Annotated in this window: 18 protein-coding genes; 11 read left to right on the top strand and 7 right to left on the bottom strand. The window is 34.5% G+C overall.

What is annotated here, in order from left to right; all coding sequences use genetic code 11:
• Positions 1-103 precede the first annotated feature (103 nt).
• Positions 104-982: a helix-turn-helix domain-containing protein gene (locus BUC29_RS15605; protein ID WP_073417103.1), complete on the bottom strand. Its 879-nt coding sequence runs from the start codon at positions 980-982 to the stop codon at positions 104-106.
• Positions 983-1,286: 304 nt separating this feature from the next.
• Between BUC29_RS15605 and BUC29_RS15600 the strand changes: the two genes are divergently transcribed.
• The 7 genes from BUC29_RS15600 (at position 1,287) to BUC29_RS15570 (ending at position 9,621) form a co-directional block, all read left to right on the top strand.
• Positions 1,287-2,429: a glycoside hydrolase family 26 protein gene (locus BUC29_RS15600; RefSeq protein ID WP_073417102.1), complete on the top strand. Its 1,143-nt coding sequence runs from the start codon at positions 1,287-1,289 to the stop codon at positions 2,427-2,429.
• Positions 2,430-2,581: 152 nt separating this feature from the next.
• Positions 2,582-3,973 (top strand): MFS transporter, encoded by a 1,392-nt coding sequence (locus BUC29_RS15595; protein WP_073417101.1) that lies wholly within the window; start codon positions 2,582-2,584, stop codon positions 3,971-3,973.
• A gap of 28 nt (positions 3,974-4,001) precedes the next feature.
• Positions 4,002-5,192 carry a glycoside hydrolase family 130 protein gene (locus tag BUC29_RS15590; RefSeq protein ID WP_073417100.1) on the top strand — a complete coding sequence of 397 codons (1,191 nt, stop codon included), beginning with the start codon at positions 4,002-4,004 and terminating at the stop codon, positions 5,190-5,192.
• A gap of 6 nt (positions 5,193-5,198) precedes the next feature.
• Positions 5,199-6,389 (top strand): AGE family epimerase/isomerase, encoded by a 1,191-nt coding sequence (locus tag BUC29_RS15585; RefSeq protein WP_073417099.1) that lies wholly within the window; start codon positions 5,199-5,201, stop codon positions 6,387-6,389.
• A 46-nt stretch (positions 6,390-6,435) separates the two neighbouring features.
• Positions 6,436-6,981 carry a hypothetical protein gene (locus BUC29_RS15580; protein WP_073417098.1) on the top strand — a complete coding sequence of 182 codons (546 nt, stop codon included), beginning with the start codon at positions 6,436-6,438 and terminating at the stop codon, positions 6,979-6,981.
• Positions 6,982-6,984: 3 nt separating this feature from the next.
• On the top strand, positions 6,985-8,211 hold the full coding sequence (locus BUC29_RS15575) for a glycoside hydrolase family 26 protein (RefSeq protein WP_084538662.1): 1,227 nt from the start codon (positions 6,985-6,987) through the stop codon (positions 8,209-8,211).
• Between the two features lie 123 nt (positions 8,212-8,334).
• Entirely contained in the window at positions 8,335-9,621 is a 1,287-nt protein-coding gene (locus BUC29_RS15570; protein ID WP_073417097.1) for a glycoside hydrolase 5 family protein, read from the top strand.
• Positions 9,622-9,758: 137 nt separating this feature from the next.
• Here the strand turns inward: BUC29_RS15570 and BUC29_RS15565 are convergent, their stop codons facing one another.
• The 4 genes from BUC29_RS15565 to BUC29_RS15550 all read right to left on the bottom strand — a co-directional run bounded on the left by BUC29_RS15565 (position 9,759) and on the right by BUC29_RS15550 (position 16,052).
• Positions 9,759-10,715, bottom strand: a complete 957-nt coding sequence (locus tag BUC29_RS15565) for an aldo/keto reductase (protein WP_073417096.1) — start codon at positions 10,713-10,715, stop codon at positions 9,759-9,761.
• A 344-nt stretch (positions 10,716-11,059) separates the two neighbouring features.
• Positions 11,060-13,360, bottom strand: a complete 2,301-nt coding sequence (gene bglX / locus BUC29_RS15560) for a beta-glucosidase BglX (protein WP_073417095.1) — start codon at positions 13,358-13,360, stop codon at positions 11,060-11,062.
• A gap of 234 nt (positions 13,361-13,594) precedes the next feature.
• Positions 13,595-14,971 carry a sialate O-acetylesterase gene (locus tag BUC29_RS15555; RefSeq protein ID WP_073417094.1) on the bottom strand — a complete coding sequence of 459 codons (1,377 nt, stop codon included), beginning with the start codon at positions 14,969-14,971 and terminating at the stop codon, positions 13,595-13,597.
• Positions 14,961-16,052, bottom strand: coding sequence for an SGNH/GDSL hydrolase family protein (locus BUC29_RS15550; protein WP_073417093.1), 1,092 nt, complete (start codon positions 16,050-16,052; stop codon positions 14,961-14,963). The genes BUC29_RS15555 and BUC29_RS15550 overlap by 11 nt, the downstream gene beginning before the upstream one ends.
• 195 nt (positions 16,053-16,247) lie before the next feature.
• Between BUC29_RS15550 and BUC29_RS15545 the strand changes: the two genes are divergently transcribed.
• The gene (locus BUC29_RS15545) at positions 16,248-16,748 is read left to right on the top strand and encodes a C40 family peptidase (protein WP_073417092.1); all 501 of its coding nucleotides are present in this window, start codon (positions 16,248-16,250) and stop codon (positions 16,746-16,748) included.
• A 57-nt stretch (positions 16,749-16,805) separates the two neighbouring features.
• On the opposite strand, the gene BUC29_RS15540 is transcribed toward BUC29_RS15545, so the two are convergent.
• Positions 16,806-17,219, bottom strand: a complete 414-nt coding sequence (locus tag BUC29_RS15540) for a DUF1573 domain-containing protein (protein WP_073417091.1) — start codon at positions 17,217-17,219, stop codon at positions 16,806-16,808.
• Positions 17,220-17,382: 163 nt separating this feature from the next.
• On the opposite strand from BUC29_RS15540, the gene BUC29_RS15535 reads away from it, so the two are divergent.
• From BUC29_RS15535 to BUC29_RS15525, 3 genes are all read left to right on the top strand, one after another.
• Complete coding sequence (locus BUC29_RS15535; protein WP_073417090.1) at positions 17,383-18,648, top strand: sensor histidine kinase; 1,266 nt, start codon at positions 17,383-17,385, stop codon at positions 18,646-18,648.
• Positions 18,645-19,331 carry a response regulator transcription factor gene (locus BUC29_RS15530; protein ID WP_073417089.1) on the top strand — a complete coding sequence of 229 codons (687 nt, stop codon included), beginning with the start codon at positions 18,645-18,647 and terminating at the stop codon, positions 19,329-19,331. Before BUC29_RS15535 ends, BUC29_RS15530 begins: the two co-directional genes overlap by 4 nt.
• Positions 19,332-19,440: 109 nt before the next feature.
• Positions 19,441-20,205, top strand: coding sequence for an MBL fold metallo-hydrolase (locus tag BUC29_RS15525; RefSeq protein ID WP_073417088.1), 765 nt, complete (start codon positions 19,441-19,443; stop codon positions 20,203-20,205).
• A gap of 1 nt (position 20,206) precedes the next feature.
• Here BUC29_RS15525 and BUC29_RS15520 read toward each other — a convergent pair whose 3' ends face one another.
• The gene (locus tag BUC29_RS15520; RefSeq protein ID WP_073417087.1) at positions 20,207-22,438 is read right to left on the bottom strand and encodes a B12-binding domain-containing radical SAM protein; all 2,232 of its coding nucleotides are present in this window, start codon (positions 22,436-22,438) and stop codon (positions 20,207-20,209) included.
• Positions 22,439-22,488 lie beyond the last annotated feature (50 nt).

Raw genomic sequence — 22,488 nt, 5'->3', positions numbered from 1 at the left:
AATCAGTCTTTAACAACCACAAATAATAAAGAAAAGTTAACAAAATTGCAAAAATCAAACGTTTTCGTTAAAAATAATATTTATTTGTGCAAAAAAAGTATCACTACAAAATACGTTTTAATCCAGAAAAATCCTCACGATATTGACTAGGAGTGCAATTTTTAATAGCCTTAAAGCTACGATTGAAGTTCGCAATATTATTAAAGCCGGATTTAAACGCTACTTCAGAAACACTCATGTCTTTTTCAACCAGCCATCTGGCCGCATATCCTATTCGAATATCATTAATATAATTGACAAAAGTTTTTCCGGTGCGTTTTTTAATAAAACGATTAAAAGAAATTATCGACATGCTCGCCACATTAGCCACGTCTTCTAAAGTAATTTTATCCGCAAAATGTTTTTGTACATATTCATACACCAATTTCATTTTGTCGTAATCATCAAATTTATCGTAGTCAACCGTATAAGTAGAAAGCAAACGTTGATTTCTGGAATTAGCAAGATCATATAATAAGGAAGTAATTTCCAGGAAATAGTCCATACCATCTAATTTAGAAAGCCTTACGAGTCTTGGTGTTAATTCTTCGGCCACTTTTTTAGAAAATAAAATTCCGTGAATCGATCGGTTAAACATATCACGAATCGGATTCATAATTCGTCTTGCCAGTAAAGATTCATGAAACAAATCATTATGAAACTGGATCGTAATTTCGTGGATTTTTTTGTTTGTACATTTATTTAGTTCCCAGCCGTGATATAAATTTGGTCCGATTAAAACCAATTCTACATTATCAATTTCTTCAATATTATCACCTACAACACGTCTTACACCTTTTCCATTCAAAATAAAATTGATCTCAAATTCAGGATGATAATGAACCGGAAAATCAAAACTATCTTTAACTCTGTCAAAGACTAAAAAACTATCTCCGGCTGAAAGCGGAGCGATTTCTCTATAAAAATTTTTAGCAGTACTCATCTCTTAAAACTGTTATTAGGTGATATCAATTGATTTTTTCCTGCAATAATATGATATATAATTGATAAAATAATATTAATTGCGCTATAAACATAAATTTATCTTTGAAAAATAGAATTATCAACTTTGCAGAATCGGTATTAATAATAAACATTAATCGTTTTTAATACTCGGTCTTTTTATAGTTTTAATAATTTTAGCAGGAAAACAATACCGAATTACAAATAGACAAAATAAGCTTCAGCAGCAAGTTGATATTTTCTAATCAAAAATCAAGAATGCACTGAAAAACAATATTCTCAAAATGAAAAAATATTTTTTTAAGCTTTTAGTTACCGCATTATTAGGATCTTCCTGTTCTGCACAGCATCATAATAGTAATACGAATTTGTCACTTTCAGATAAAAAAGCAACATCTGAAACCGTTTTACTATACAAAAAACTAAACCAGCTTACTCAAAAAGGATATCTTTTCGGACATCAGGATGATCTTGCTTATGGCGTAAACTGGAAATACGAAAAAGGCAGAAGCGACATTAAAGATGTTGTTGGCGATTATCCCGCAGTTTACGGCTGGGATATTGCAGGTTTAGAAAAAGGCAACGTTAATAATATAGACGGCGTTCCGTTCTCAAAAATGAAACAATATATTATTGATGCCAACGAAAGAGGCGGAATTTCAACAATAAGCTGGCATTTTGATAATCCGGCAACCGGAGGAAGTGCCTGGGACAACAAACCAAATTCTTTAAAAACCATTTTACCAGGCGGAGAAAATCATCAAAAATTTACTTCTTGGTTAGACAAAGCGGCAAGTTTCTTTCTTTCTTTAAAAGATAAAAAAGGAAAAAATATTCCGATTTTATTCAGACCTTATCATGAACTTTCCGGAGGCTGGTTTTGGTGGGGAAAAGGAAACTGCACACCAGAAGAATTTAAAACTGCATGGAAATTTACCTTTGAATATCTACAGAAAAAAGGCGTGCATAATTTAATTTATGTTTATAACACAGGAAGTTTCAGCTCAAAAGAAGATTTTCTGACCAATTATCCCGGAGATGATTTTGCTGATATTTTAAGTTTTGATTCCTATCAAAATAATAATGATAAAGAAGGAACAAAGTTTATTGCAGAAGTTCAAAATCAGTTAAAAATTCTGAATGAAATTGGACAGGAAAAACACAAATTAATTGCCGTCGCCGAAGCAGGATACGAAGCAATTCCAGACCCAAAATGGTGGACAGGAACTTTCTCAAAAGCGATTGGCGATTATAAAATATCGTATGTTTTATTATGGCGAAATCACGGCTGGCAGGAAAAAGAACAAAAAATGCATTATTATGCGCCATTTAAAGGTCAGACAAGCGAAAAAGATTTTATCGAATATTATAATATGAAAAACACATTGTTCGAAAAAGACATTAAAAAATTAAAAATTGAGAATTAAAAATCAAAAATCCGCGTTATCTGTGCGCTAAAGAATTCACAACCAAAAATCTGTTTTTATCCGCGTCTTTACGAAGTAAATCCGTTTTATCCGCGTCAAAAAAATATACAGAAACATTAAAATAATTAACCAAATAAAACCACAAAAACCTAATGCACGACAAAATTAGTTTAAAAGAAAAAATCGGCTACGGACTTGGCGACGCTGCGTCATCAATGTTCTGGAAAATATTTAGTATGTATCTTTTGTTTTTCTATACCGACGTTTTCGGGTTGGCGCCTGCCGTAGTAGGAACCATGTTTCTGATTACCAGAATATGGGATTCCTGCTTTGATCCAATCGTAGGAATCATTGCCGACAGAACAAAAACTAAATGGGGAAAATTCAGACCTTATCTTTTATGGGTTGCGATTCCTTTTGCCGTAATTGGAGTTTTAACTTTTTACACACCGGATTTTGACGAAAAAGGAAAAATAATTTACGCCTACGTAACCTATTCCTTAATGATGATGATATATTCGTTAATCAATGTTCCTTACGCATCTCTTTTGGGCGTAATGTCTTCTGACCGAAAAGACAGAAACACTTTATCATCGTACAGAATGGTTTTCGCTTTTGGCGGAAGTCTTTTGGCGCTTTGGTTAATTGAACCGTTTGTCAATTATTTTGGAGGAAACCTAAATTCTAAAACTGGCTGGCTTGCAACAATTATTGTTTTCGGAATTATTACAACAGCATTTTTCTGGGCCTGTTTTTTCTTTACAAAAGAAAGAGTAAAACCTATCGAAAATGAACAATCCAACTTAAAAGAAGATTTAAAAGATCTCCTAAAAAACAGACCTTGGTGGATTTTATTAGGAGCCGGAATCGGAACTTTGGTTTTTAATTCTATCAGAGACGGAGCTGCAGTTTACTATTTCAAATATTATGTAAGCAGCAATGTAAATTTTGATTTTTCACTTTTCGGAACCGATTTCCATATGACACCAACTTCAATTTATTTGGTTTTGGGTCAGGCAGCAAATATTATTGGCGTAATTATCGCAACGCCAATCGCCAATAAAATTGGTAAAAAGAAAACATTCTTTGGCGCAATGGCAATCGCCTCAATTTTAAGCTTAATCTTTTATTTCTTCGGAAAAGAAGACGTTTTCCTAATTATGAGTTTTCAGGTTTTAATCAGCATTTGTGCAGGCTGTATTTTCCCATTAATCTGGTCAATGTATGCTGACAGCGCCGATTACTCAGAATGGAAACAAGACCGAAGAGCAACCGGATTAGTTTTCTCAGCATCCTCAATGTCACAAAAATTTGGATGGACAATAGGCGGTGCCGGAACCGGATGGCTTTTAGGTTATTACGGATTTCAGGCCAATGTCGAACAAACAGCCGTAACTCAAAACGGAATTCAATTAATGCTAAGTATTCTTCCTGCAATCGCAGCAGCAATATCAGTCGCTTTTATATTATTCTATCCTTTATCTGAAGAAAAACTCCAGACGATAGAACAAGATTTAAACGAAAAAAGAGACCAAATGAAATAAATACAAATCAGATACCGAAATCAAAAATATGACAACAATAACCTCTTCGACTACTTTTCAAAACCGAAAAGCAGCATTAGAAAAAGAACATAAAGCACTAATCGAACAAAAAAATACACCGGAAGAAAATGCCGGAAACGGGATTTACGAACGTTACAAAAATCCTGTTGTTACAGCAGCTCACGTTCCGTTGAACTGGCGTTTCGATTTAAACGAAAAAACAAATCCGTTTTTGCAGGAACGAATTGGCGTAAATGCTGCTTTTAATGCCGGAGCAATGAAATGGAATGGAAAATATCTTTTGGCAGTTCGCGTAGAAGGAATCGACAGAAAATCATTTTTTGCTATTGCAGAAAGTCCAAATGGAGTTGATAATTTCAAATTTTGGGACAAACCGTGCGTAATTCCGCAAACCACAGAACCAGACACAAACGTCTACGATATGCGTTTAATTAACCACGAAGACGGCTGGGTTTATGGCATTTTTTGTACCGAAAGAAAGGATCCAAAAGCTCCAAAAGGCGATACAAGTTCGGCTGTAGCCAATGCAGGAATCGTGCGTTCGAAAGATTTAGTAAATTGGGAAAGATTACCGGACTTAATTTCAAATACCGGACAACAGCGAAATGTAGTTTTGCATCCGGAATTCGTAAACGGAAAATACGCTTTATACACACGTCCGCAAGATGGATTTATTGATGTTGGAAGCGGCGGCGGAATTGGTTTAGGATATGTTGACGATATGACAAATCCGGTTGTAAAAGACGAAAAAATCATCTTCGGAAAACAATATCATACCATTTATGAATTGAAAAATGGACTTGGCCCTGCTCCTATCAAAACAGAAAAAGGCTGGTTACATTTGGCACATGGCGTTCGTAATACTGCAGCAGGATTACGCTACACACTATATATGTTCATGACCGATTTGAATGATATTTCGAAAGTGACACACGTTCCTGCCGGACATTTTATGGGACCGCAAGGAATTGAAAGAGTTGGCGATGTATCCAATGTTTTATTTTCAAACGGATGGATTGAAGATACTGACGGAACAGTTTACGTATATTATGCATCATCAGATACAAGAATGCACGTTGCCGTTTCATCTGTAGAAAAATTAGTTGATTATGTTATTAATACTCCGGCAGATACTTTTATTTCTGCAGGTTCAGTAGAAACGATCATCAATCAAATTGAAAAAAATAACGCAATTTAATACACCGTGCCAGTAAAACTAAAGCAGCTTAAATCTGAATTAAAAACTGAACTTGATTCTATTTTTAATTATTGGACAAAGCACACCATTGATAACGAAAATGAAGGTTTCATTGGCCAGATTGATTTTAACGATCATGTAATTGCCAATGCCGAAAAGGGTTCTGTTTTAAACGCCAGAATTCTCTGGAGTTTTTCATCGGCTTATCAAATCACAAAAAAAGAGAATTATAAACAAATTGCCGAAAGAGCTTTTGAATATCTTTCAAAATATTTTTATGATCCAGAATTTGGAGGTTTATTTTGGAGTATCAATGCTGATAAAACACCAAAAGATACTAAAAATCAAATCTATGCTTTAGCTTTTGCTGTTTATGGTTTAACCGAATATTATGCGATTTCAAAAGATGAAAAAGCTTTAGAAATTGCCAAAAATTTATATTTCAAAATTCAGGAACACAGTTACGATCCTGTAAATAAAGGTTATCTGGAAGCTTTTACACGAGACTGGCAGCCCATTGAAGATTTGCGTTTAAGCGATAAAGATGCCAACGAAAAAAAGACAATGAACACGCATTTGCATATTATTGAAGGTTATGCGAATTTGTATAAAGTATGGAAAGATGAAACGCTTCGAAAAAACAGCATCGAATTATTAGAAACAATAGAAAAACATTTCATTAATACTGAAACCGGACATCTTCGTTTATTTTTTGATGAAAACTGGATCGAAAAACCGGACGTGATTTCATACGGACACGATATTGAAGCAGCGTGGCTTTTATTGCAATGTGCTGAAGTTTTAGAAGATGAAAATCTGATTTCAAATTATAAAAAACACGCCGTTCAAATGGCCGAAGTTACCAAAGAAGGTTTGGATTCTGACGGTGGTTTATGGTATGAATTTGATCCTGAAAAAAACGAATTAATTGCCGAAAAACATTGGTGGGTTCAGGCCGAAGCTTTAATTGGCTTTTACAACGCTTATCAATTAACCGGAAATGAAGAGTATCTTGAAATTGTTTTTAAAAACTGGGAATTTATACTAAAACACATTCTCGATCTTAAAAACGGAGAATGGTTCTGGGGCGTTTACCGTGATTATTCATTAATCGAAAAAGACAAAGCCGGATTCTGGAAATGTCCGTATCATAACAGCCGAGCGTGCATGGAACTCATTCAGAGAATAAAAGATTAAATTCTTTTTTATTATAAATCAATTAATTGTATTAAAAATATTGCTCATGAAAACACTTTTTCTTTTTAGTTTATTATTTCTAACTACAATTACAAATGCACAAGGTAATCTTGTCAAAAATCCCGGTTTCGAATACGAATTTGTAAACTGGAACGGCGGCGAAACTGCCTATATAACTCCTTATGATAAAAAATCAGGGAAAAACTGCGCTGCCATCAATCAGTTTGTGGGTGCAGAATGGAAAGCTGTTGACCAAATTATAAACATTCCGAAAAATATTTATGCACTGGAATTCAGTATTTGGATAAAATCTGAAAGCATCGAAGAACAAAAAGAAGCCTACAAAGCCGGTGCAGCCATTGCAGAGTTTACGTCATCTGGCGATAAAAAAATTACAGCAGAAACTTTTGCACAAGTAAAAGGCACAACCGATTGGATGAATTACAAAAAAATCGTAAAAGTTCCCGCCGAAGCTAAAAAAGTGAGAATCATGCTGGCTCTTGCACAAACAAACGGCACTATTTATTTTGATGATGTAAAAGTTACCACTCTTTCAGAAGAAGAGTATTTAAAACAAAATCCTGAAAAATAAACCATGAAAAAGATATTTCTAAAAATAACCCTGATAAGCTTATCAATCTTAACTTTTAGCTGTTCTTCAGACAAAGAATCTGAAGAGGAAGTTATTGTTGATCCGCCAACGCAGAACGATCCCTTAACGACTCAAAATGCCTCAACTTATATGGTTGATGCAAGCGCAACTAAAGAAACTGTTGCTTTATTTTATAATTTAAAAAGACTGGCACAAACGAAAGTTGCTATTGGTCAGCAAGACGCTTTTAATGGATTCTATCAGGATGCCGGAGGAGATTCTGACATCAAAAAAAATACAGGTTTTGATCCCGCAGTTTTGGGTTCAGATTTTATGTTTATTACCGATAAAAACAATAACAATCAGACCGATAACTGGTTTTATCAACAGGAACTAAAAATTACAAGCGATGTTAAAGCCGCTTACGCGAAAGGCATAATCAACACTTTCAGCTGGCATATCAGAGAACCTTTTAAAGATGAATCTTTCTATGCAGCAGATATGTCTGCACAAGAAAAAGCAACGGCTTTTAAAAGTATTTTACCAGGGGGAGCAAATCACGAATGGTACAAAAAGAAACTGGATAAAGTAGCCAGCATAGTTTTAAATTTAAAAGGCTCAAACGGAGAATTGATTCCGATAATTTTCAGGCCATTTCATGAATTCGACGGAAGCTGGTTTTGGTGGGGCGCAAATTTCTGCACTGCCGATGAATACAAACAAGCGTATCAGTTTACGGTTGATTATTTGAAAAACACAAAAGGCGTTCACAACATTTTATACGCTTTTTCTCCAGACAACTCCTACACAACAGAAGCCAGTTATTTAAGCCGATATCCGGGCGATAAATATGTAGATATTCTGGGAATGGATAATTATGGAGATTTCAACAATCAAGGTTCTACAGGTTCTGGCAAAGCCAATGCTAAGCTGAAAATAATCTCTGATATTGCGAAAACGAAAGTAAAAATCGCAGCTTTAACCGAAACCGGTTACAGAGTTACAAGCTCAATTCCGCCAGTTACAGACTGGTTTTCAACTTATTTATACGACGCTTTAACAGCAAATGATATTCAGGTAAGTTATGTCATGTTCTGGAACAATAACAATGACGGATATTATGTTCCAAATGGTTCGGTTTCGAATGCAGCAGATTTTAAAACCTTTAGTACCAAAACAAAATCGACATTATTAAATTCCCTGCCAAAAATGTATGAAATGCCAAAATAGCATTTTTAACGGCACGCAAATTTAGCAGATTGTGCGACACAGAAAAAAGAGTCAAAGGCTCGGCCAAATATTGTAGAGCTGGACTTCAGTCCAGTTTTACGTTAAGTTCTAACAAAATATCATATGAAAAACATATTTCTAAAAAACCTCAGCCTTGCTTTAATTTTCTCTGTAATCGCTTGTCAGGCACAGGAAAGAATTACTGTAAAAGGAAACCAATTTTATAAAGGCGACAAACCTTACGCTTACATTGGAACCAATTATTGGTACGGAAGTTTACTGGCTTCGAAAAAAGTTGGTGACCGAAAAAGACTGCTTCGCGAGCTAGATTTGATGAAGAAAAACGGAATCGATAATCTTCGCATTTTAGTTGGAGCTGACGGTGGAAAATATGATTTTACCGTTCGTCCAGCATTACAGTATGAGCAGGGAAAATACGATGAAGATTTACTAGACGGGTTAGATTTTTTAATAAATGAAATGAGCAAACGCAAAATGTATGCTGTTTTGTATTTGACCAACAATTGGGAATGGTCTGGCGGAATGTCACAATATTTAGAATGGAATGGAAAAGGGCCAATTCCGGTTCCGGCAATTCCACCCAATACATGGCCGCAGTTTATGTCGTATACAGAGCAATTTCACAGCTGTGAACCTTGTATGAAAGCTCTTGAAAATCATGTAAAGTTTATTATTGGCAGAATAAATTCGTATTCTAAAAAAAAATACACCGAAGACAATACCATTATGGCGTGGCAGGTTGGAAATGAACCGCGAACTTTTACGCCGGAAAACGAAAAAAAATTCACAGTTTGGCTAAATACCATTGTCGATTTAATTGACAGCTTAGACAAAAACCACTTAATCTCGACGGGTTCTGAAGGCAAAAACAGTTCAAATGACAGTATGGAAATTTTTGAACGCACGCATCAGAATCCAAATATCGATTATTTGACAATGCATATTTGGCCAAAAAACTGGAATTGGTTTAAAGCAGATAACGCCGAAAAAACGCTTCCGACAACTTTAGAAAATGCCGGAAAATATATTGACGATCACATAAAAGTAGCAGACAATTTAAAACGCCCAATTATTATTGAAGAATTTGGTTTACCTAGAGAAAATGAAAATCTAATTGCAGGATCTTCTGTTGTAAATCGAGATATTTTCTACAATTATATTTTTGGACGAGTTGCAGAAAGTGTAAAAAATAATGGTCCGCTGCAAGCTGCCAATTTCTGGGGATTTGGAGGGGAAGGAAAAGCGGTAACTCAAGATGGAAAATGGAATCCGGGCAATCCTTTAACTACAGATCCTCCGCAGGAACCACAAGGTCTGAATTCTGTTTTTTCTTCGGATAAATCTACTTTGGAAATTGTGAGAAAATATAATTTACAATTAAAAAAATAAGATTATTATTCATTCCAATTTTCCGTAGAGACGCACTGCTGTGCGTATTATGCGCAACGAATATACGCAACGTAAACTGGACGTAGACGCACTGCGGTGCGTCTCTACGATGCGGGTGTTAATATATGAATTCATGATTAAGATAAAATCTTCTCAATCGCATTCAATTCATCATATGTAAATTCAGTATTCTGCAGACAATCAATATTATTACACAATTGTTTTACAGAACTTGCACCAATTAAAACCGATGTAATTCGTTTATCTTTTTGAAGCCAGGCTAAAGCCAATTGTGCCAGAGACTGATTTCTATTTTGCGCAATTTCGTTTAATTGGATCAATTTCTGAATTCTTTCCTGTGTCACCTCATCTTCTTTTAAATGTCCATTTGGATTATGCGCTCTTGAATTTTCAGGAATTCCATTTAAATATTTATCTGTTAAAAGTCCTTGTGCCAAAGGTGAAAATGCGATACAGCCTACTCCTTTTTCTTCTAAAACATCCAATAACCCGTTTTCAACCCAGCGTTCTAACATTGAATATTTTGCCTGATGAATCAAACACGGCGTTCCTAATTGTTTTAAAACATCAACCGCAACGCGAGTCTGCTCTGCTGAATAATTACTGATCCCTACATATAAAGCTTTTCCGCTTCTCACAGCGTGATCCAGAGCCATCATTGTTTCTTCAATAGGCGTTTCCGGATCTGGACGATGTGAATAAAAAATATCTACATAATCAATACTCATTCTTTTCAAACTCTGATCTAAACTTGAAAGAAGATATTTTCTCGAACCCCAATCACCATAAGGACCTTTCCACATGGTATAACCTGCTTTTGTAGAAATCACGATTTCATCACGCAGGTTTCCCTGAAAATTATGCCATAATATTTTACCAAAATTCTCTTCGGCAGAACCCGGAACAGGTCCATAATTGTTTGCCAGATCAAAATGGGTAATTCCTTTGTCAAAAGCTTCTACGGCAATACATTCGGCATTTTCAAAATTATCTACCGAACCGAAGTTATGCCATAATCCTAAAGAAATTTCAGGCAGTAATAACCCGCTTTTTCCACATCTGTTATATTTCATTGTTTTAGTTTAAAGGTTGGTGATTTAATAGAATTTAAAGGTAGAAAAATATCAAAAGCTATTAATTCAAAAGTTGTGTTTTTTTAATCTCGCAAAGTCGCAGAGTCGCAAAGTTTTTTTTAATTTAAGATCAATAGCGTCCAGCTTTAGCTGGATGAAAAATAGTAACGCAATCAAAAGGGCTTTAGCCAAACCTGTAAAGTTCGGCTAAAGCCCTTTTATATTCAATCTTATTCTATTGAAAAATTAAAATCGCCACGAATTCACGAATTTTTAAATAATTAATTCGTGAATTCGTGGCGAAAAAAACTTTGCGACTATGCGACTTTGCGAGATTAAACCTTTTAGTCTTTTATCTCAAAAGCGCTCTGCAAACCTTTATCCGAGCTTCCTCCAACCATAATTTTAAAAGTCCCAGGTTCAACTAAATAATTCCCTTCATTATTATAAAAACCAAGTTCTTTATCCGTTAAAATAAAGTTTACCGTTTTAGTTTCTCCTTTTTTCAGATTTACCAATTCAAAACCTTTCAATTCTTTTATCGGACGAACGATGCTCGCATATTCATCATGAATGTATAATTGAACAACTTCTTTTCCGTCGTAATTTCCTGAGTTTGTAATCTCAACGCTTACTTGAACCTTTTCTCCTTTTGCGAAAGCAGTTTTATTTACTTTCAGATTTTTATAATCAAAAGTTGTATAACTCAATCCAAAACCAAACGGAAATTGAGGCGTTTTCTCTACATCCATATAATGTGACCAGAAAACATTTTTATCACTGTCTGTTGGTCTTCCTGTACTGTATTTGTTGTAATAAATTGGCACCTGACCCACATTTCTAGGAAACGACATAGGCAGTTTCCCGCTCGGATTATAATCTCCGTATAAAACCTGTGCAACTGCATTTCCAGCTTGCGTTCCTAAATGCCAAGCCTCAACAATAGCCGGAATATTTTCTGCAGCCCACGGAATACTCAACGGACGACCGTTATTTAAAACCAAAACTACATTTGGATTTACTTTATAAATTTCTTCTAGTAATTCTTCTTGTAAACCTGGCAAATTTAAATCTGTTCTACTTCTTCCTTCTCCGCTTTGAAAACCGTATTCACCTAAAACCATTACAACAACATCGGCAGTTTTTGCAGCAGTTTTTGCTGCTTCAAATCCGCTTTTGTCTGTTGTGTTGAAAACTGTTTCGGTTAAAAAAGTTGCTTTTTGTTTTAATAAATCAGCACCTTTTTCAAAAACCAATTGATTGTCTTTGTATTGCTGCATTCCTTCTAAAACAGAAACCGCAGTATTATCATCGGCCGCAATTCTCCAGCTTCCAAGCGGACTGTTTTTATCATTTGCCAAAGCACCAATCAAAGCAATCTTTTGTCCTGATTTTTTCAGCGGAAGCAAATTCTTTTCATTCTTTAATAATACGATAGATTTTTTCGCCATATCCAAAACGCCATCATTATTAGCTTTACTTCCAACAACTTCTTTCTCACGTTTTTCATCACAATATCTGTACGGATCATCAAATAATCCTAATTCAAATTTTACACGAAGAATTCTGCGAACGGCATCATCAACCAAAGATTCTTTTATTTTTCCAGATTTTACCAAATCAACCAATTTTGCGACATACAAATACGATTCCATGTCCATATCTGAGCCCGCAATAACTGCTTTTGCTGTTGCATCGGCTTCATCTTTTGCGTAGCCGTGCGGAATCATTTCGCGGATAGAAGCATAATCAGAAATCACAAATCCGTCAAACTTCCATTTTCCTTTTAAAATATCTCTTTGCAAAAATGCATTTCCAGTCGCAGGAACGCCATTCAACGTATTAAACGAATTCATAAACGTACGAACTCCAGCCTGAACCGTTGCTTCAAAAGGAGGTAAAACCGAATTATACAATTTAGAATTACTGATATCTACAATATTATATTCCAATCCTGCTTCAACATAACCATACGCCGCAAAGTGTTTCGCGCAAGCCGCAATCGTATTTACTTTCGCCAAATCTGCAACCGTTTCGCCTTGAAAACCCTTCACACGTGCATAACCCACTTTACTTCCTAAATACGGATCCTCTCCCGCACCTTCCATCACACGTCCCCAACGGGCATCATTTGCCACATCGACATTTGGCCCAAAAGTCCAGTTTATTCCAGATGCCGAAGCTTCATCTGCTGCAATTGCCGCCGATTTTTTAATCGCTTCTAAATCCCAACTCGCCGCTTCTGCCAACGGAATCGGGCTTAACGTTTTATAACCATGTATTACATCAAAACCAATAATTAACGGAATCCCTAAACGGGTTTCTTCAACCGCAATTTTCTGTACGGCACGCACTTCTTTTACGCCACGAACTGTAAGCATTGAGCCAACTAAACCTTTTCTTAAATGCTCGTATTTTAATTCAGCCGTTCCGCCTTTTGGTGCTGGTCCCGTAACATCCCAAAAACCATTGTATTGGTTCATCTGCCCTACTTTTTCCTCCAAAGTCATTAACGGCAAAAGCAAATCAATTCTTTGCTCAATAGTTTTGTTTTTATCTAAATACGGCTTTTTTTGTGCATTCATATTTCCAACGGTAAACAGGGACAAAACCCCAATAATAATTATTATTTTTTTATTTTTCATGGCTAGTTTTTTTGAGGTGCTAAGGTTCTGAGATGCTAAGATTCTAAGTTTTTTTTCAAAACTTTGCGACTTAGCGTCTTTGCGAGATTCAAATTATACATTGCGGGGCTTCGACTTCGCTCAGCCTGACAAACAAAAACAAAAAATCAGTCTTAATCAGTTCGATCAGTAAAATCCGTGGGCAATCCCGATTATTATCGGGACTAAAATCTACATTCTAAAATCTAAAATTCCTTATTCAGTCGTAAAACAAGAAGCTGGCAAATTTGCTTTATTAAACAAATCGGATTGTGTTGTGTTTCCCCATGCAAATCTCACTTTTACTGGGTTTGACACTTTTTTATTTGTCACAATCACCTGATTATTTTTTATCAACGCTTCTGCTGGAACAAAAATTCCATCGGCTCCGGCAACTTCAAATTGATTCGAAATTTTGTTTTTAAAATATAATCCGTCAGCATAATTAAAAGAAACTGTTACTTTGTTTTTCTCAATTTTTATTTCTTTAAAAAGCGGGCCATTAACCAAATTTGAATTTATTTTATAAACTTCGGCTAAAGCCAGATTTGCCAGACGAATTCCGACTGATTTTTTGTTTTTGGGATGAATATCAATTGTATCCGAAATATCCGAAGTCAAAACCATTCCTGTTTTCGGAATTTCTTTTAAAATTTTTCTTTGAGAATTTCTAACCGTTACATTCGAGAAATTATTTGTTCCGGTTTTATAAGGTGCGATTTGAACGAAATAAAAAGGAAATTCATCGCTCCAGTTTTTTCTCCATGAAGTAATTAAGGCGCCTAAAGTTTTGTCATAAACCAAAGAACCAACATTTGATTCGCCCTGATACCAAATTGTTCCCGCAATTTTAAAACCTACAATTGGGGCAATCATAGCATTATAGGCACGTCCGGGTTGATGCGGGCCATATTCCTGTTCATTTAGTTTTTTAGCATTTTCTAATAAAATGGGATCGTTTTGAATCACTTCTTCCGGCATCCAGATTTCGGCTGGAGTTCCGCCCCAGTTAGAAGAAATTAATCCGATGGGAACATTTTTTAAATCTTCGCGTAAGCGTTTAGCAAAAAAGTAACCAACGGCACTGAAATATTTCATGGTTTCGGGAGTCGATTCGACCCAATTTCCTAATACATTATTCTGCGGACTTGTCGCTGTTGATTTTGAAACGGTAAAAAAACGGATATTCGGATTTGCGGCATTTTTTACTTCTTCATCGCCATTTTCGATTCCCCAGCTTGCCGACATTTCCATGTTGGATTGTCCGGAACAAATCCAGACTTCACCAATTAAAATATTTTTTAAAATAACTTCGGTATATCCTTTTATCGAAATCGTGTAAGGTCCGCCCGCTTCGGGAGTTTTAATGGTAAGTTCCCATTTCGCCTGATTGCTTGCTACGGTTTTATATTCCTGATTATTCCAGCTTGAAACTAATTTAATTTCTTCTTTCGGATTTGCCCAACCCCAGATTTTTACTTCAGAATTGCGCTGTAAAACCATATTGTCTCCAAAGATATTCGGAAGCGTAACATTTGCTAAAACTGAACTTGAAATCATTAAAAAGAAAACGTAGAATATATTATTTTTCATTTAAAAGCTTTTTTAAAAATGGAGCATATTGATCGGCCATAACTTTTTCATCTGCCACATCCGGATGACCTAAACAACCTTTTGGTGTCATTGGTTTAAATTTGAAAATCTGAATGGGCTTGTGCTGTTTATCTTCCGCGAAAGCGTTTTTTACTTTATTCAGACAATCTTCAAAAACAACGGCTCTGTCTCCGCCAACCATTGGACTGTTTGTGATTACAATCTGAGCATTTGGATTGTGTTCGTAAAGCATTTTTATAAAGTTGATGTAATTCGAAACATATTTTTCGGGATTAAAAGGCAGGCGTTCTTTTTTTCCATCACCGCCAGAAAAATCATTTGTTCCTAAAGCAATGCTGATAATATCGGGCTGAAAAGCAAAATCGTATTTAGGTTTTGACGGATCTTTTGTCAAATAAAGATTTTGATAGATATCCGGCATTATAGCTTCGTCTTTATTTTCATCGTTCCAGTTTCTGTAAATTCCAATTCCAGAAACGCAGCTCATCAAATAATCAGCATTAATTTCTCTGGCCGCACTTGGTCCGTATGCGTAATAACCGTTATGATGATCCATATATTCGCCTTCATTACACGGAATATCAGACGAATCGCTGGCCGCTCCGCAAGTAATGGAATCGCCGATAAACTCTATTTTCTTTTTCTTTTTAGACGAAATTGACGTCAGTTTTGCAGTTGTTCCGGCAAAAAGAATATTACCGCTTTGCGCTTCGGTATTTTTATAGATTTCTAAATGATGTTCTTTTTTGTTTGAAGTAATTTTTATTGGAAATGATTGTACTGAACCTTTTTCAATTTTGATTTTTCCAATATATTTTCCATCCAAAACCAGCTGAACATAATTATGATGTTCATATGAATCAACGCTTTGAAGTAAAATCGAACATTCATTTCCCGTAAAATTGAATGATACAGAAGATGCTGTTCCGATTAAAATAACCTGGTTGTTTTGAAGTTTGTCAACTCTTCCGTTATAAAGAAAAGTGTTTTGATTTTGTGATGTCGAAACAATCGAAATCAGTAAAAACAGAATTAAAAGTGCATTTTTTTTTAGAAACATAATTTATTTGTTAAAATATAAATACGATTCACAAATATATCTCAAATCTATTAGACAAAAAGATACTAAAACATCAAAAAGTAATAAAAAAACACCACGCAAATGCATGATTTAAATGCTAATTCTTACAATTTATGTGTATTTTAAAAATAACCATCTATTTTTATCGTTTAAATATTTTCTTACTTATAAAAAATGAAAACCTACTTCTATATAATTTTAGTTTCTGTTATTGTTTTTTCTTCTTTTAGACCTAAAGAAAAAAACAAGACTATAATTGAAAAAGAGCAATCGACAATTGATCGGGATTCTATTATTGTTTTTGCCAAAAAATATTTGGGAACTCCGTATTTGTATGCGGGCAGTAATCCTGAAAAAGGTTTTGACTGTTCTGGTTTTGTGAGTTATGTTTTTAAAAATTTTGGAATGACTTTGCCAAGAAGTTCCAGCGGATATAAAAATTTAGGAACGGCATTAAAACCCGAAGATTTTAAGGTTGGAGATATTTTGGTTTTTTACGGCTATAAAGACAAAACCGTTATTGGTCATCTTGGTATAATTTGCGAGGCCGACGGAATGAGTTCTAAATTTATTCACGCTTCATCAGGAAAAGCGCAGCAAGTTACTATTACTTCACTTGATACAGAACATTATACAAATCGTTTTTATAAATGTATTGATGTAATTTCAAAATAAAAAAGCTCCAAATACGCAATGTATTCAGAGCTTTCCACTTTATAACTAACCTTATTTTTAAATAACTGTCCCCTTTAAAGTAAGTATTTTTGGAGTTGTTTCAGCACTTGTAGTAACTGTAACTGTTTTTGTAAAAGCACCTTTGTTTGCTGCATTGTAAGTTGCGGTAACTTTTGCAGATTTACCAGGCTGAATTGGTTCTTTTGTATAATCTGTCGCAGTACAACCGCATGAACCCTGAACTTGTGTAATTACAACGGCTGTTTTTCCTGTGTTTTTAAACTCATAAACAATTGCTTTTGGAGTTCCTTGCGGAATTTGTCCCACATCGATTGTTTCTGCTTTCCAAACAATTGTAGATTCTGCTGTCGAAACTTTTGTTTCAGAAACTAATGATTTTACCGGAGCAATTGCTGAAAAAGACATTAGGCTTAAAGCCAAAAACAGCATAGAAATTTTAATGATTTTCATAGTTAAATATATTAATGGTTTATAGTTCGAATTTTATATTACAAAGATATTTCAGACAAAAAGAAATCGCTGTTAAGCGGTTTCAAATGTTTGTTAATGACTTGTTAATCGCTGTTTTTAAGTATATTTTTGATTAATATTACACTCTCAAAAGTCTGTTTTCTTGAAAATTAATAAACTCAATAGTATTATCGTTTTAGGTTTGGTCGCCATTATCAGTATTTTGGTGGCGCAATTGCTTTGGACGAAAGAAGCTTTTACGATTGAACAAAAAAAGCTGAGCCAAAAGGCACATATTGCACTTATTGAAGTGGCTAAAAAATTGTATGAAGGAACGAGTCACGAACTTCCGGCCCAAAGTCCTGTGCAGAAAATTTCGAATGACTATTATATTGTAAATGTCGACAATGAGTTTGAACCTGATATTTTAGAATTTTATCTAAAAACAGAATTCAAAAAAATGAATATTATAACCGATTTTGAATATGCGATGTACAATTGCCAGAGCGATGAAATGATTTATGGCGATTATATTTCGTTATCGAAAAAAAAATCAGAATGTAAAAAGACGGTTTATTTCCCAAAGCATAAAAATTTAGTCTACTATTTTGCGGTTCGTTTTCCAAATGAAACGACTTATTTATTTAGTTCGATGCGTTTTTGGTTTGTGCTTTCGATTATGCTGATTTTGATTTTATTGATTTATGTTTATTCGATTTTTACGCTTTTACAGCAAAAGAAATATTCTGAATTACAGCGTGATTTTATCAATAATATGACGCATGAATTTAAAACGCCTTTGTCTTCTATTTTAATTGCTTCGAAATATTTAAGCGAACAAAACCCCATTAAAGAGGATAAAAAACTGCATACTTATACTGAAATTATTATCAATCAAAGCAATAAACTGAATCATCATGTTGAGAAGATTTTAAATATTGCAAAATCAGATCACGCGCCTTTAGAATTAAAAAAAGAACCGGTTTTAATTGTTCCGATTATTGAAGAAGCAATTGAAAATATTCAGCTTAAATATCCTGATGCTATTATTAATATTGAAAGTTCGTCGAAGGAATTTTTATTAGAAACTGATGTTTTTCACTTTGGAAATCTGGTTTATAATCTTTTAGATAATGCAGTTAAATACTGCAATAAAAAACCCGAAATTACGATTAAGATTGTAGAAGAAAATTCAATTTTAAAATTAGAATTTATCGATAACGGAATTGGGATTTCTTCTAAAAAATTATCTTATATCTTTGATAAGTTTTACCGTATTCAAAACGAAAAAAGTAATGAAGTAAATGGTTTTGGTCTTGGTTTATATTATGTAAAAGAAATTTGTAATTTACAGAACTGGAAAATAAAAGCCGAAAACAATACTGAAAATGGAGTTACTTTAACTTTGTCAATTCCTTATAAAAAATGAAAAATTTCAAAATACTTTACACAGAAGACGACGAAACGTTAGCGTTTTTAACCAAAGATAATCTGGAGCAGAATAATTATGAAGTTATTCATTGTACTAACGGAAAATCTGGTCTGGAAGCTTTTAAAAATGAAGATTTTGATATTTGCATTTTTGATATTATGATGCCAAAAATGGACGGTTTTGAACTGGCAGAAGAAGTTAGAAAAATTGACACAGATGTTCCAATTATTTTTCTTTCGGCCAAAACTTTAAAGGAAGATCGTATAAAAGGGCTTCGTCTTGGCGCCGATGATTATTTGGTAAAACCCTTCAGTATCGAAGAATTGATTTTGAAAATTGAAGTTTTTTTAAAACGTTCTCAAAAAAATACTAAGTCTGAAAAATCAGTTTACGAAATTGGCAAATATCAATTTGATACTAAAAATTTTATTCTTTTTAATGATGAGGAAAAAGTTGGCCTGACACAAAGAGAAGCCGAATTGTTAAAGCTTTTCATTGACAATAAAAATTTAGTTCTTAAAAGAGAGCAGATTTTAACCGCTCTTTGGGGAACAGATGATTATTTTATGGGAAGAAGTCTTGATGTTTTTATTTCGAGGCTCCGTAAAATTTTATCTAATGAAAAGGGCATTTCTATTGAAAATCTGCACGGAATTGGATTTAGATTTTCAATTCAATAATTACGATGTGTATTCTTTCAAATAATCACAATTCTGTTAAAAATAAAGAATAATCTGTAAATAGATTTTCAAAAATCTTTGTATTTTTAAAGTTCTAATTTTCTCAGATATGAAAATACATCATTTGCGAAATGCCACGTTGGTTATTGAGACAGAAGAGCATGTGATTCTTGTCGATCCGATGTTAGGAAAACGAAAAACAATCGCGCCATTTACTATTTTTAGATATAAGCCAAAACGAAATCCGCTTGTGGCTCTGCCCAAAAACAGCAGAGATATTTTGAGTAATGTTACACATTGTTTGATTACGCATTTACATCCTGATCATATCGACAAAGCTGGTGAAGTTTTTTTGAGAAGAAAAAGTATTCCGGTTATTTGCAGTACAAAAGATGAAAAAGTTCTTTTACAAAGAGGACTCAATATTGTACAAACTTTAAATTATTGGGAACCACAGCCTTTTTTGGGTGGAAGAATCATTGGGATTCCCGCTCGTCATGGTTACGGATTCATTGCTAAATTGATGGGAAATGTAATGGGTTTTCATATAGAACTTCCTAATCAAAAATCAATTTATATTAGTTCTGACACTATTTTTACAGACGATGTTCAAAAAGTTTTAATTGAACTTAAACCAGACATTGCAACAGTCGCCTGCGGTACTGCCCGATTAGACATTGGACAGCCTTTGTTGATGCGAATGAATGATATTTTGAAATTTACTGCTCTTGCTCCCGGAAAAGTTTTTGCCAATCATCTTGAAGCTTTAAATCACTGCCCGACAACTCGTGAGGAATTAAGAAAAGCTTTGACTGAAAATAATCTTTTATCGAAAGTTGCCATTCCGAGTGATGGAACTAGTGTAGATTATTGATTTACAAAACTAACAAACCAAATTCACGCAAAGTATTGATTGGTTTTGAATACCAGAATAATTCAAAATCTTCTAAAGAAGCCTGATTTTCAAAATCATTTTTCACTTCCTGAAAAGTATAATTTTTAGGATTTGAAACTGATATTTTGTTTAGAATTTCGATTAACCAATTTCCTTCTTCCTGATTCGTCTGAATAGAAAAACTTTCTTTTTTATCATGAAAAGTCAGGGACATCATTTCCCAGCTTCTTCCCTTTTTTGATTTGGTGAAGATTTCTGCCGAAGGTTTTCCGCCAAGCCAGACTACTTTTGCATTTGGTTTTGTGTTGAAATCGTTTTGTTCTTCAAGCGCATTAAAAATAAAATCGGGATGGATTTTTGTTTTCGGAATTTTGAAATCGAACCAATCCTGCAGTTCATAATCAAAACAAATTCCGTGCATGAAATTGAATAGCGATTTCTTTAACCCAAAACTGAATTTATCGTGATTGATTCCTGTAGAATCTGTGTATTCAATATCATTATTGGCAAAAGTTCCAATTACTTCTGTTTTTTTGATCACACCAAATTGCTCAGGATATAATCCAACCGGACTATGAGCCGTCAATGCAAACTGATGCCAGAACCCTGACTGTAAAACTCCGGCTTCAAACAATTGGCGAACCATTTCAAGACTATCAATTGTTTCCTGAATGGTTTGTGTTGGATATCCGTACATTAAATACGCGTGAACCATAATTCCAGCTTCAGTAAAGTTTCGGGTTACTTTGGCGACTTGTTCTACCGTTACACCTTTATCAATTAGTTTTAATAATCGATCTGAAGCCACTTCTAAACCGCCCGAAACGGCAATACAACCCGAAGCTTTTAGCAATAAACATAAATCTTTAGAAAAGCTTTTTTCAAATCGAATATTTGTCCACCAGGTTACGGCGAGTTTTCTTTTTAAAATTTCTAAGGCTAAAGCCCGCATTAATGCCGGCGGTGCAGCTTCGTCAACAAAATGAAATCCGTTTTGTCCCGTTTGCTCAATCAATTCCTCCATTCGATCGCAAAGTAAACTTGCCGCAACAGGTTCGTAAACTTTAATATAATCAAGCGAAATATCACAAAAAGTACATTTTCCCCAATAACAGCCATGTGCCATTGTGAGTTTATTCCAGCGTCCGTCGCTCCACATTCTGTGCATTGGATTTACAATTTCGATAACCGAAATATATTTATCCAAAGGTAAATCTGAATAATCCGGAGTTCCAACCTGTAATTGTTTGTAATCGTGTTTAAGTGAATTATTTTTATAGACAACTTCTCCGTTTTCTAATAAAAATGTTCTTTTGAAACGCTTCTCGACTTCGCTCGAAGTGACAGAATCTGGATTTTCTAAATTGGAAATTAATTCTTCGATTGGAACTTCACCATCATCTAAAGTAATAAAATCAAAAAACTCAAAAACTCGTTTATCTGAAAGTGAACGTAATTCGGTATTGGGGAAACCGCCGCCCATTGAAATTTTAATTTCGGGATGATTTTGTTTTACCCATTGTGCAGATCTGAAAGCGCTGTATAAATTTCCAGGAAAGGGAACAGAAATTAAAAACAATGTTGGTTTTACGGCTTCGATCTTTTCTTTTAAAATAGAAATCAAAATCGAATCAATATAAGTTGGCTCTGGCTGTAACGCTTCGTATAATTCATCAAAAGAATTAGCGCTTCGGCCTAAACGTTCGGCATATCGGCTAAAACCAAAATTTTCATCGACACATTCTACAATAAAATCCGAAATATCTTCGAGATATAAAGTTGCTAAATGTTTTGCCTTATCCTGAGTTCCCATTGTTCCGAAAGCCCAGTCAAGTTCTTCCAGTTGTGCAAAACGAGACGCTTCGGGCAGAAAATCTTCCTGACAAATCTGCAAAGCTAATGTTGGATTTTTTCCCTGCAAAAATTGGATAACAGGATCAATAGTTTTGATATATTCATCCTGCAAAGCGAAAATCCTTTTGGAATTATCTGAGATTTCGTTTCCAACAACCTGAAACTTCAAACCTGAAACCTGAAACAAATCCTGAAGTCCTTTCTTCGAAAACAATTCTAAAATCACATCAATACCTAAATCTGCCTGAACAGATTCTATGTTTTTTGTATTTAGAAAACCTTTTATATACGCCGTTGCCGGATACGGTGTATTCAGCTGCGTAAAAGGTGGTGTAATTATAAAAATTTTCGTTTTCAAAAGGATTTATTTTTCTGCAAAAATACGGGATATTAGGGACTTTTTCAGGA

It is taken from the genome of Flavobacterium defluvii (assembly GCF_900129555.1).
In the GTDB taxonomy this organism is placed as follows: domain Bacteria; phylum Bacteroidota; class Bacteroidia; order Flavobacteriales; family Flavobacteriaceae; genus Flavobacterium; species Flavobacterium defluvii.
This window is presented reverse-complemented; position numbering and strand designations above follow the sequence as displayed.

Coding starts and splice junctions, on each gene's coding strand:
- BUC29_RS15605 (WP_073417103.1), bottom strand. CDS start 982: ATGAGTACTGCTAAAAATTTTTATAGAGAAATCGCTCCGCTTTCAGCC.
- BUC29_RS15600 (WP_073417102.1), top strand. CDS start 1,287: ATGAAAAAATATTTTTTTAAGCTTTTAGTTACCGCATTATTAGGATCT.
- BUC29_RS15595 (WP_073417101.1), top strand. CDS start 2,582: ATGCACGACAAAATTAGTTTAAAAGAAAAAATCGGCTACGGACTTGGC.
- BUC29_RS15590 (WP_073417100.1), top strand. CDS start 4,002: ATGACAACAATAACCTCTTCGACTACTTTTCAAAACCGAAAAGCAGCA.
- BUC29_RS15580 (WP_073417098.1), top strand. CDS start 6,436: ATGAAAACACTTTTTCTTTTTAGTTTATTATTTCTAACTACAATTACA.
- BUC29_RS15575 (WP_084538662.1), top strand. CDS start 6,985: ATGAAAAAGATATTTCTAAAAATAACCCTGATAAGCTTATCAATCTTA.
- BUC29_RS15570 (WP_073417097.1), top strand. CDS start 8,335: ATGAAAAACATATTTCTAAAAAACCTCAGCCTTGCTTTAATTTTCTCT.
- BUC29_RS15565 (WP_073417096.1), bottom strand. CDS start 10,715: ATGAAATATAACAGATGTGGAAAAAGCGGGTTATTACTGCCTGAAATT.
- bglX (WP_073417095.1), bottom strand. CDS start 13,360: ATGAAAAATAAAAAAATAATAATTATTATTGGGGTTTTGTCCCTGTTT.
- BUC29_RS15555 (WP_073417094.1), bottom strand. CDS start 14,971: ATGAAAAATAATATATTCTACGTTTTCTTTTTAATGATTTCAAGTTCA.
- BUC29_RS15550 (WP_073417093.1), bottom strand. CDS start 16,052: ATGTTTCTAAAAAAAAATGCACTTTTAATTCTGTTTTTACTGATTTCG.
- BUC29_RS15545 (WP_073417092.1), top strand. CDS start 16,248: ATGAAAACCTACTTCTATATAATTTTAGTTTCTGTTATTGTTTTTTCT.
- BUC29_RS15540 (WP_073417091.1), bottom strand. CDS start 17,219: ATGAAAATCATTAAAATTTCTATGCTGTTTTTGGCTTTAAGCCTAATG.
- BUC29_RS15530 (WP_073417089.1), top strand. CDS start 18,645: ATGAAAAATTTCAAAATACTTTACACAGAAGACGACGAAACGTTAGCG.
- BUC29_RS15525 (WP_073417088.1), top strand. CDS start 19,441: ATGAAAATACATCATTTGCGAAATGCCACGTTGGTTATTGAGACAGAA.